This window comes from Agromyces atrinae (assembly GCF_013407835.1).
Classification (GTDB): Bacteria; Actinomycetota; Actinomycetes; order Actinomycetales; family Microbacteriaceae; genus Agromyces; species Agromyces atrinae.
In genome coordinates, this window is record NZ_JACCBI010000001.1 from 3,493,560 (window position 1) to 3,505,127 (window position 11,568).

The following is an 11,568-nucleotide window of genomic DNA, read 5'->3' on the forward strand; positions in this document are numbered from 1 at the left end:
CGCCGGCCGCTTGCAGCAAGGAGAGAAGTAATGGTCAAAGGCATCCACGTTCCCGTCGACCCGTCCGAGCCCCTCGAGGTGTGCGACTTTGCTAATCTCGCGGCGTACCAGGCCGCGGTCGAAGGATGGATTGAACCGGTCGATATCCCCGACCTTGGCATCACGATTTACGTCAACGAGGAAGGTCGGTTGCGGCATCTGCCGTTCAACTCCCTCGCCTCGTTCCTGTGGAGGTACAACGTGCCCCAATCGCGTCAGGCGATGCTGGTCGGGAACGCCGTCATCGTTGGTATGCCTGACGAGGACGGCGACAACACCGACGTGTCAGACGAACTGGTCGCGATGCTGACGAGCAAGTCGGAGAACGCCGTGCTGATCAAGGTCGGGGGAAGTCCCGCGTGGGTAAGCGACCCCCGGAGCAGGATGACTTGCGTCGTGCTCCCTCTGGTCTATGGAGGGCCCAACTGGTACCTCAGCTCAGCCAGGTACGCGGACTACTTCAAAGCCGCGATCTGGGCGATGGTCTTGCTCGAACGCTGGAGCGATGCGGTGGATACGAAAGTCATGCCCGCCACGGACCTGCCGGCGCATCTCCAGCGAGCGACGGGCACGGCACCGTCCGACTAGCGGGCGCAAAGGCGGCAGTCGTCCGGGATCGAGAACATGCAAGTTCCCTCTCGGGCGGTCTGCCGCTTCTGCTTTGTAGAGCCGGGGGCGGGCCGACCATCAGCTTCCGCTGTGGTGAATAGACCTCATGACAAAATGTCGGTGGCGCCCTCGATGATGAAGGGCGTGTCGAGTTTGCCGCCGTGACCTGCTAGGAAGGTGATGCCCAAGTGTCGGTCGTTCAGTCCAGCAGCGCGATCGATGTGCTGATGTATCTCCAGCAAAAACTTGGCGACCACTTCGCTGAACTTCATCAACGGCGCGAGGCACTAGTGCCGCCGTCTCCAGTGTTTGCGCTCGAACACGACCTCGGGCCGGAAGATTATGCGTTGCTCGTCAGCAGCGTTCGTTTGGCCGTCGCGAGCGGACTCACCACGCGGTATCGGACTGCTTGGCTGCCGTTTGTCGTCTACGCGGCTGAGTCGGGCTACGACTATGTCGGAGATGAGTACTGGACCAGCTTTGAGAGATCGACTCCGGGCTGGCAATCCGAGCATCGTCACTGGATCAAGGTTTGGTTTGCCAAGTTCGCCGCCGAGTACGGCGGCGTCGTGCCAACCGGTGCGTTTGCTAAAACGTTCACAATAATCGCCTGGCCGATCAGCCACGCAGTGTTGCCGACGTACCTCCAACGGCAACTCGCGCAACTGTTGTTTGAATTCCGCGCTGGACTTACCTCCGCGCTTCTTGGTGATCTCGACGAACTAGGCGAACGTCTCGCCGTCCGGGCGCGCTTGTACAGCGACCGATTCAGAGTTTTCAGCCAGAACACGGCATTGCTCGGACGAGTGGCTGCTGCGCTCCTTTCCGGCGAGGAGGAGGAGTCACCGTATCTGGTCAAGTCAACGCTCGACCGGTTGGTTGAAGGACTATCGAGAGAGCAGGAGTCTCGGCGATGGCTCGCGTCGGCGAGGCAGGCGGCGAGTCGGGTTCGCGCAAGTGGGTTTGCAAGCGGTCAGTCCCAAGGAAAAGAAGCGGGAAAGCAAGGACGACAGTCGATAGCCACCGATCCTAGATTCTTTCTGAAGCAGCTTGATGGTGTGTGGAATGCTTACGCGGAACTACCCGACATGACGTCGCTCAGCGAGCGCCTGCCCCACGTCTTCGAGGAGCTTCGGACGCTTCGCCCAATAGCGAATGGTCGCGGCAGACCACTGCCGCAGGGCAGCCTGGTTTTCCCTGGGCAGGAGTTTCGTTTCGATTCATGGCCAGACCCGCTCCGACCGTTCCTCCAACTGGAGGGAGGCTCGAGCACGGTCAATACGCTCCTCACCGACCAAAGCGTCATGACGAACGGGCCGTGGTGGCTGTATCGCACTCAAGGGCGCGGCCTCGCGATCGAGGTAAAGGGACGATTCGTGCGACCAGGACATAGCTACGTTCTCGTGGGTGCACAAGGGGAGGACTCGCCCGATGTGGCGTGGAGTGCACCGGTGCCGCTTCAAACGCCCGGCGCACACGCCTACAGACTGGATGTGCCGGAGCAATTGACGGAGGGCGACGCGAACGCGCTCGTTTCGCTTGGGCTCTCGGCGCTCTCAGCCATCACTGTGCGGCCGGTCGGACTCGTTGCGAGCTCTTGGGATGGTGAAGGGGCCGCGGAATGGCTCGCTGGAGAGCCGGCAGTCATCGGCATTCGATCAGAACTCATCCCAGTCCGTTGTCTGCTGACTGTCGATGGTCACGCTCACTTCGTGCCGTGGCCCTCAGACAACCCAGAGCTCGTCTTGTCGCTCGACGGTTTGGATGTTGGCTCACATGAGGTCGGCGCGATCGTGATTGGTGCCGACGACCGCGAGCTTGCCAATGGCACACTGGCTATAACAGTGCGTGATCCCCAAGTTCGACCAGAGAACGCATCGAACGGTGAGGGAATTCGGATGCTGGCTTCGCCGGCCCGCCCGACTCTGTCCGAGCTGTGGGAAGGTCGTGCTTCTATCACCGTGGACTGTGCTCCGGGCGCGTCAGCCGATATTGCGGTACAGCTTCGCGACGTTGAAGGTGGTGAACTCGCCGCCATCCGCCTCAAAGTGGTTCTGCCGATAGATGCTGAACAATGGGCCTCGCTAGTCGAGAGATTTCGCTCAGATCGGTCTTTCGGCGCAGCCTACGACGACACGGAATCCTGCCTTGTCGAAGTGCACCGCGATGGCCTTGGTATGGCATCGCTCACCTTTGAACGAGGCTTTCGGCCGCTCCGGTGGCAGTTCTCAAAGCCTGACCGTGATGGGCAGAGGGTAGCGAAGCTCCATGACCGGACGGATGGCGGCGCTACCAATGTGGCGTACTTCACGGTCGAGGAACCACTTCAAGGCATCATTCAGATTCAGGGGCACCCGATCTCGCTCCTACCCCGTGGTGGCTTGCTGTGTGCAAATGCGGGCGAAGCGCAGTTGGCCGTCTTGGCCCCAACTAACCCCAGCGCCGTCATTGCCCTTGGGGCCTCGCGACCTTCCGTTCCTGAAGTTGGAAGATCGATCGCGGGAGTCATGCAGTATGTCGAGGCGCACCACCGGTGGGCGACAGCAGAAATGCCGGCAGATTTGTTCGCCGCGCATGAACAAGCGCACGTGCTCGAGGCGATAGCGCGCGCAAACGCGGTCCTGCTCGGTGGTTCTCATTGGGCAGCGCTTGAGCGCAAGTTGGCTCGGGCGAGTGAGTTGGCCGACCATCTCGACGAGATGCAAGAGACCCTCGGTGTCACGGCGAGCCACAAGTCGCTGGCATCAGATATCGGTCGAAACCTCTACCGGTGGTCAGAGCCCGCGACGCTGATCCCGGGCTTCGACAGCGTCGTCGCGCAAACCCTCGTGGAGAACGGAGTCCAAGACCGACCATCGGCCGCTCGCTTTCTCTTGACCCTGGCCGGCCAACCTGGCCTGATTACCACTTGGCCGACGGGGGAGCGCGACTATCTGATCGGGCACATCATCAGTTCGCCGGTGCTCATTCGTGCGGCGAGATTCGCAGTGCTCGGGAGTCGAGCCCTCAACGATCCGCAATCCGTAGGACGAGGTTTTTGATGACTGTCACTAGCTTGAGTCCCGCAGACGCTTCTGCATTGTCAGTGCGGACGCTAGGACTGGATCCAGAGCTCGTTGGCCTAACAAGCAGGGAAGGGCTCGCAGCGTCCTTGAGGCGCGCAGCGTCGTTCATGTGCCCGACCAGCCCGAGTCGGCTCATCGGGGCAGTGTTGGGAGCCGTTCGTCCAGTCGCTGAGGACGGGGAAGTTTCCCGCGAGACGTTAGCCGAGCTTCTCGACCTGATGGTCGCGGGTGGCGACCTGCTAGAACTGCGCCGGGAGGAGGATCGCTCGGTTCGACTTCTCTACCTCGGGCCTCCGTCATACATTGAGCGAGAGCCGGGCACGTATCTGATCTCAGGTGTTCGACCACATGGAGCCTCCCTTGTGGATTTTGAGCTTGCGCCGTTAGTCGAGCGAGAGGGTCACACACGGACACTCCGTATCGATGTGGCGAGCGCGGTCGAGCGACTTGCAACCGCCGGACTTCGTCCTATCGAGCGAGAACGCTGGGTCGGATCGCCGGTTCCCGAGCAGTCCGAGACGCTGCTGCAACGAATCAGCGGTCGGCTGGATGCGGCTTCTTCCTCGGGAGATATCGAAGGACTGCAGATCGTCGATCCAAGCTCCAAGGTCCGCTACTACCGCGGCCGCTGGCGCGCGCCTGTGGTTGGAGATACAGGCGACTTTATGGCCCGCCGTCCACAAGCCTACGGAGCAGATCTCTGGTGTGCAGTCCGTCTGGTAAACGGAACGGCCACGAAGTTGGCCGAGTTTCCGATCGACAACCCGGTGATTCCGGGCAGGGATGAAGCGTGGCGGCTCCAGATGGCGATCGATGCGACTCGTGGCGCGCCCCAGCAGTTTGCATTGGAGCCTTTCTCTTCTGGTGATGCAGTAATCGTGAAGTTCTTCTCTCCGATTCCGGGTTTCGCGGAGCGTTATCTTCAGCTGATCGGACTTTCGTTAGAAACGTCGGGAGCGCTCTTTGCCTACCGGGTGCCAATCGGCGCAATGCCCTCGTTGATGCAGTTGTTTAACGACATGCTGTGGATGACGACAATCTCCGTGGAAGGAACACCTTGACGAGCGAAGCCCCAACGATTGCCGAGACCATCGACGACATCCAAGCGGCCCTTCGCGAATACATCGAGGCGACCTACCACGTCGGGCATCCGATGGTGATCGATCAGCGCCGTCAGCTTCTCAATGAGGAGGGGGTGATCTTTCGAGAGCCCTTCATCGAGAGCACACCGCGCTACCGAACCGAACGGAAGTTCGCAGACCTTAAAGTCGACGTTGCCGTTCAGCAACTCTTTTCAGCGCTGACCCACCGTCTAGGCGACCTCGACCCCCTCCTCTTTGACCCGCCGTACACGCATCAAGCAAATGCCCTCGAGTGGGCTTGCCGCGATGGTTCGAGCCTGGCGGTCACCACCGGGACGGGATCGGGAAAGACAGAATCGTTCTTGCTTCCGATGCTGGCCAAGCTGGCGACGGAGGCCGCTCACAGCCCTGCCTCCTTCGCCGCCCCGGCTGTTCGAGCGATGATCCTGTATCCGATGAACGCGCTCGTCAACGATCAGCTGGGCCGCCTCCGTCGCCTCCTCGGCGACCCTCGAGTTACCACGCAGTTCACGGCTTGGGCAGGTCGGCCGGCGCGATTTGCGCGCTACACGAGCCGGACGCTATATCCCGGAGTGCGAACGCGCGAACGTGATCAGCGACGGCTCGGATCCATCGAGGACTTCTACGTGCTGCTTCATGATCGAGCTGAGAACCCGAAAGCGAAATGGCATGCTGAAGCAGTCGAACTGATCGAAAAACTTCAGGTACGAGGCAAGTGGCCGGCCAAGCCGGACATCAAGAAGTGGTACGGCGATACAGGGAGTCGCTGGCAGGACAAGGATGGCAACTTCATTCGGGCGGTCATGCAGCCCGACGACCCTGAGTTGCTCACCCGGCACGAGGTGCTCGCTTCGCCCCCAGATGTGATCATCACCAACTACTCGATGCTGGAGTACATGCTCATGAGACCGCTCGAGCGTCCGGTCTTCGACGAGACTCGCCAGTGGCTTGCCGACAATCCGAACGAGCGATTCATGCTCATTGTCGATGAAGCCCACTTGTATCGCGGAGCAGCGGGTGCTGAAGTCGCGCTGCTGCTCAGACGGCTGCGTGCCCGCCTTGGTATTACGCCCGATCGTCTCCAGGTCATCACGACAAGCGCGAGCTTTGCGAGCGCCGAGTACGCGAGAGAGTTCGCGGCTCAACTCAGCGGCAAGGACATAGCGGATTTCCGCACCGTCGAGGGCGAGCTCAAACTGCGGGAGCCTGCAACCGTAGGATCTGCAGTCGATGCAGCGCTGCTCGCCTCCCTGCCGATGGGGGATTATTATAACGGTGACTCTGGTGAAGACAAGACCCTCGCGGTCAGCGATCTGCTTGAGTATCGCGGGCAGGATCTGCAAGACCGACCGGTGGGTGAGTCCCTTTTTGACGCGTTGCACGACTTCGAGCCCCTCGCGTTGCTCGTCAATGAGACCATGCAAAAGGCTCAGCCAGTGAGTGAACTCGGGACGGTGATCTTTCCTGGTGTCGATCGGACGATCGCTGATCGGGCCGTTTCAACGTTGTTGGCTCTGGGAAGCGCGGCGCGACAAAGTCCAGACGAGCCCGGCCTCTTGCCCTGCCGCGTGCACGGGTTCTTTCGAGGGCTAGCAGGCCTATGGGCTTGCCTCGATCCTGGATGCGAGGCGCTTGACGAGCATCTGCGCGGGACTGGTCCAATCGGAAAGCTCTATCACCAGCCGCGTTCGGCTTGTGCCTGCGGTGCTCGAGTATTCGAGTACTTCACTTGTCGGCACTGTGGTTCATCGTACGCGCGTGCGTACACCGACGACCTCATCGAACCTTCGTATTTGTGGCACGAGCAAGGCGGTGCCTTCCAGGCTGCCGCAGGCTCGATCCCGGAACTGTTCGCGCTCGATCTGTTGCTCGAAGACCCAACTACCAACGTCAAGCTGGCCGATCTAGATCTTGTCACCGGAGCGCTCGATTCGAAGAGGCTTGGCTCTAGAGTGCGACGCGTCTACTTGCCCGAACTTCGGGGCGGCGAACTGATCACGACCGAGGGCGACGATGATGAGCATGAACAGAGCAATGCGAACGGTGAGTTCAAACCCTGCGGGGTTTGCGCACGCTCGGCCGGTTACGGTCGCTCCTCGGTACAAGACCATCAGACGAAAGGCGATCAGCCGTTTCAGGCACTCATCACGCGGCAGATCGAGGTCCAACCTCCGAGCAGGGAGCACAGCGAATTCACGCCGCTTCGTGGGCGGAAAGTCCTCGCCTTCTCTGACTCCCGCCAAGTAGCGGCACGCCTTGCACCGAATCTTCAGAACTACTCGATGCGCGACGTCATCCGCCCCCTTGTGCTTCGTGGCTGGACCGATCTCGATGCGCAGGTACTTATTCGCAATGAGCTCAGTTTGCAGCAGATGTTCCTGGCAACGATGGTTGGCGCAAGCGCACTTAAGGCTCGCCTGCGGCCTGAGCTAAAGCCTGCCGAGTCGATGAAGATCTTGGACGATGTTGCGGCGAAGGTGGCAGCAGGAGCGCTTACTGGAGAGACGTCCGAACTGTTGGGGCTGATGATCCTTCAGCCGACCCCTCCGGTGGCGCTATTGCGCGCGATGTACGCAACGCTCACAGATAAGTACTACGGCCTTACATCACTGGGTCTGGCTTCGTTCCGGGAGAAGGGGGCGAAGCGCAAGGACGTGCTCGCCAAGCTCCCCGCTTTGGATGACCTCGCCACCACGGATGAGGAGAAGCTGGCGCTGGTTCGGATCTGGCTCGGTTTCTGGGCGAGCAAAGGAATCTGGTTCCAGTCGATGCAGGAAGGCGAGTGGTGGAAGGTGAAGGGAGGCGTCCACCCCCACTCTGGAAAGTTCGATGGCTTCGCCAGGTGGCTCGACACCAAGCCGCTCAAGAAGCAGTTCAACGACGAGTGGCTGCCGACCCTTCTAGCTACCTTCTGTGAGCCGATCGGCGGCAAGTATCGCCTGCGCGCAGGGGACGTCGCGCTCGACGTCTCCGACGCATGGGGATACTGCGAGCACTGCAGGTACACCCAGCGTCCTTTCCCTGGATCTACCAAGTGCGTCAACTGTCGTGCGAATGCAGTCCGTATCCTCGATCCCAATACCGATGCGGTGTTCCAGGCGCGAAAGGGCTACTACCGTGCCAGCGCGGCTCGCGCCTTGCAGGAGTTCCCTGAAACGCCGATGGGCATCATCGCGCGCGAACACACGGCGCAGCTCAACGCCGCACAGTCGGACGAAGTGTTCTCCCGGGCCGAGCAGTATGAATTGCTCTTCCAAGACATCGATGTTTCTCTTCCCGGCCAAGACGGCGAGCAGCAACCGGCTGTTGACGTGTTGTCGTGCACGACAACCATGGAGGTCGGCATCGACATCGGTAGCCTGAGCGGCGTTGCCCTTCGGAATATGCCCCCGTCTCGAGCGAACTATCAGCAGCGCGCTGGTCGCGCTGGCCGCCGCGGCAATGCTGTTGCCACTGTCGTAGCATTCGGTAGCGCGGACACACACGATGATCAGTACTTCCGCAATCCAGCGGCGATGATCCGAGGCAAGGTCGAAGACCCTCGGCTCACGATGGACAATGATGAAATTGCTCGCCGGCACGTCACGGCGTATCTGCTGCAGCGGTATCACCAGGACCGGCTTCCGACCATTGATCCGGACGAGCAAAAGCAACTCTTCGAGGTGCTGGGCACCGTTCCTGGGTTCGTAGGGACGAGTTCGTCGCTCAACCGCACTGACTTCGAAGACTGGTTGGGCCAGAACAAGACGGTGCTTCGAGCGGAGATCGATGATTGGCTGCCCTCCGAACTTGCGACCGTCCGCTCCGAGATTCTCGACAACTTCGTTTCGGCGACGCTTAGGGAGATTGACCGGGCTCTCAAGATCAGTGCAGATGGAAGCGTGCCTGAGATAGCAGAAGGAGGCCTCGCACCACAGCAGAACGAGATCGAGGGAGATAGTCCTGCCGAAGATGGGGCGGAACTACCGGACGAAGAACGAAGCCAGACGAATCTACTCGATCGCTTGCTTTATGAAGGGGTGCTCCCGCGCTATGCCTTCCCAACCGACGTCGTCTCGTTCCACGTATTCGACGTCAACAAGTCGGAGCAGTTCAACACCGCCTACCAATACACGCCGAGCCAGGGCCTGAATGTCGCGCTGAGCCAGTACGCACCCGGAAAGGTCGTCTGGATCGACAACAAGGAATGGACCTCCGGCGCGATCTATTCGCCGATGCAAGCCGACCGTTTCAAAGCATGGCAAGAGCGTTGGCTCTACTTTGAGTGCTCGGTCTGTCACTATGCGATGCACGTTAGGTCCACCGAGGCCGAACGCGGCGAAGAACGTGAGTGCCCAGCCTGCGGAACTCCGGAATCGTTCGGCAAGGCAATGAACTGGATGCGGCCGCCTGGCTTTGCGCATCGAGCGACGAAGGATCCAGGGACGAGCCCCGATGATGCACCAGCGGTGAGCTATGCAACGCGGGCGAAACTGGTCGCTGAGGGACCTGACGAGGAGGGCAAGTGGGCCGCGGTGAGCGACAGGGTGACGCAGGCATATCAGCGCTCGACGCTGCTTGTTACTAATACTGGGCCGAACAACGAGGGATACAACTACTGCACTATTTGTGGACTCATTGAGCCTGTGAAGAACGCCAGCGGCGAAGTCTTCGGCTCGCACAAGAAGCCCTACCCAGATGACAAGAACCAGGATTGCCCAGGGTCAAAGTCGTCACGCGGACTGGTACTCGGCACCGATTTCAAGTCAGATGTGCTTCTCGTTCGCCTGCGGGTAAATTCCCCGGTCCGCCTTCGTCCTGAGTGGTTGTCGACCCATGTCGCGCTGCGCACCCTGGCAGAAGCACTCACCATTGCCGCAACTCAGAAGCTGGGCATCGAGGCATCAGAGATCCAGGCTGAGTACAGGCCGGCGCTCACACCGCTCGGGCACAAAGGTGAAGAGGCAGAGATCTACCTGTACGACACCCTTGCAGGCGGAGCCGGCTTCACTCGCCGCGTCCAAGAGTTCGGGTTGTCCATCTTCACGGACGCGCTTGAGCGTCTCGAGCAGTGCCCCGCCGGATGCGATGAGTCCTGCTACCAGTGCCTGCGAAGTTTCCGGAACCGATTCGAGCACGGCTTGCTCGATCGGAAGGTGGGCGCGAGCCTGCTGCGCTATCTACTCTTCGGGGAGCCGCCGACATTGGATCAAACGAGGTTAGATCTTTCGGCGGACAAGCTCTTCGCCGACCTAGAGAGCCGAGACCTCCCCGACACTGTTTTCAAGCGGAATGAAGTCGTCGAAGTTCCTGGGCTGGGACCAATCACTGCACCGATTCTTGCCACGCGAGTGGGACAACAATGGATCATCGGTATCCATGGTCCCTTGACGCTGGATGTTCCACCGACCCAAGAGTTGCACGATGCCAAAGAGTACGGGGGAGTCCAAGTTCCCCTGATCGATGACATGGTCATCGCACGCAACCTGCCATTCGCGACTAACTCGGTCATCAAGACGCTGTCATGAGCGGTGGGCAACGCGCTTTCGACTCCGGGGTTGAGCGTTCAAGAGCACTGCTTCCTGACGCACCTGAACTTTGGACGTACTCGTCTTTGAGGGAGGTCGAGACGTGCGCTCTCCGGTATGCGTTGAGCTCAGCGAGTTATCCGGACCTCTGGGATGGCTATGGGTATCCGAGGTTTGTGCATCCGTCGGCCCTCTTTGGCGACATTGTGCACGACTCACTCGAGCGAATCGTCCGGGCTCTCGTCGCAGCCGGGTGTAGCGCCGCAAGTACGCCCGAGGCGGTGGCCGTCCTTCGGGCGCTCGGCGGGTATTCGGTCGTGGCAACCGAGGCACTGGAGCAGCGAATGGCGATGCTCGATGGCAACCCGAGGGTGAGCGCAACTCGACGAGAACAGATCCAACGACTACTTGCAGACCGAGTGCCTGAGGCTCGTGTGGACGTCCAGACCCGTCTTAGCAGGTTGACTCTGGTGCCGCGTCGAGGCCGCCCCGCTGCTCTTGGCTTAGCGTTGCATTCCGGCGGTCATACGCGAACAGCGCTGGGCCCCGGCTCGTACGCAGAGGTCTCTCTCCGGGCGAACGAGCTTCGGATCAAAGGGCGTCTTGACCTTCTGACCATCTCCGCCTCCCACGTCGACATCGTTGATCACAAGACCGGCCGAGAGGACCCTGACCATCTCGACCAGTTGCGCTTCTATGGGGTGCTTTGGGAGAACGATCTGGCAGCGAATCCTTCACGGATGCCAATGGGCGAGTTGACCGTCGCCTATCCAGCCACAGATATCACGATCCAATCTCCCGATGCTTCCGAGCTGGACCGCATCACCCAATCGATCAAAAGTCGCGTGCGCGCGGCGGACGAGCAGATTGAAGCGGACCCGCCCGTTGCGACGACCGGCCCGCACTGCGTGCAATGTCCGGTGCGAAGCATCTGCCCCGCTTACTGGGATTCGATGAATCACGATCCAACAAGCGTTGCGCCAAACTCGTGGTTCGACTTCGAAGGAATCGTTGGCGATCAAAACGGGGCGAAGAGCTGGTGGCTACTGGATCGGTTCGGCTCCCGGCGTGTCTTGCTATTGAGAATCGCGTCGGGAGCCGAGCTTGCTCAGGGGCAACGACTGCGGTTGCTCGGTATTCGACGGGATCATGATCCAGGAGTCGACGGGATTGTCGCGACCCTGACAACGACGTCCGAGTCATTCATTCTGTCCGGCGAGATTGCAGGAACTCGTTGAATGAGGC

Annotated in this window: 5 protein-coding genes; all 5 read left to right on the forward strand. The window is 60.4% G+C overall.

The features are described 5' to 3' along the window. Positions 1-30: 30 nt before the first annotated feature. The 5 genes from BJ972_RS16230 (at position 31) to BJ972_RS16250 (ending at position 11,561) form a co-directional block, all read left to right on the forward strand. Positions 31-627 (forward strand): DUF3846 domain-containing protein, encoded by a 597-nt coding sequence (locus BJ972_RS16230; protein ID WP_129175736.1) that lies wholly within the window; start codon positions 31-33, stop codon positions 625-627. A 209-nt stretch (positions 628-836) separates the two neighbouring features. After that, complete coding sequence (locus BJ972_RS16235) at positions 837-3,689, forward strand: hypothetical protein (RefSeq protein WP_129175738.1); 2,853 nt, start codon at positions 837-839, stop codon at positions 3,687-3,689. A 449-nt stretch (positions 3,690-4,138) separates the two neighbouring features. Then, positions 4,139-4,774, forward strand: a complete 636-nt coding sequence (gene druD / locus BJ972_RS16240; RefSeq protein WP_129175740.1) for a Druantia-type antiviral defence protein DruD — start codon at positions 4,139-4,141, stop codon at positions 4,772-4,774. Next, positions 4,738-10,323, forward strand: coding sequence for a DEAD/DEAH box helicase family protein (locus BJ972_RS16245; RefSeq protein ID WP_206736525.1), 5,586 nt, complete (start codon positions 4,738-4,740; stop codon positions 10,321-10,323). Before druD ends, BJ972_RS16245 begins: the two co-directional genes overlap by 37 nt. Then, positions 10,320-11,561, forward strand: a complete 1,242-nt coding sequence (locus BJ972_RS16250) for a PD-(D/E)XK nuclease family protein (RefSeq protein WP_129175742.1) — start codon at positions 10,320-10,322, stop codon at positions 11,559-11,561. The genes BJ972_RS16245 and BJ972_RS16250 overlap by 4 nt, the downstream gene beginning before the upstream one ends. Positions 11,562-11,568: the final 7 nt, after the last annotated feature.

Coding starts and splice junctions, on each gene's coding strand:
- BJ972_RS16230 (WP_129175736.1), top strand. CDS start 31: ATGGTCAAAGGCATCCACGTTCCCGTCGACCCGTCCGAGCCCCTCGAG.
- BJ972_RS16250 (WP_129175742.1), top strand. CDS start 10,320: ATGAGCGGTGGGCAACGCGCTTTCGACTCCGGGGTTGAGCGTTCAAGA.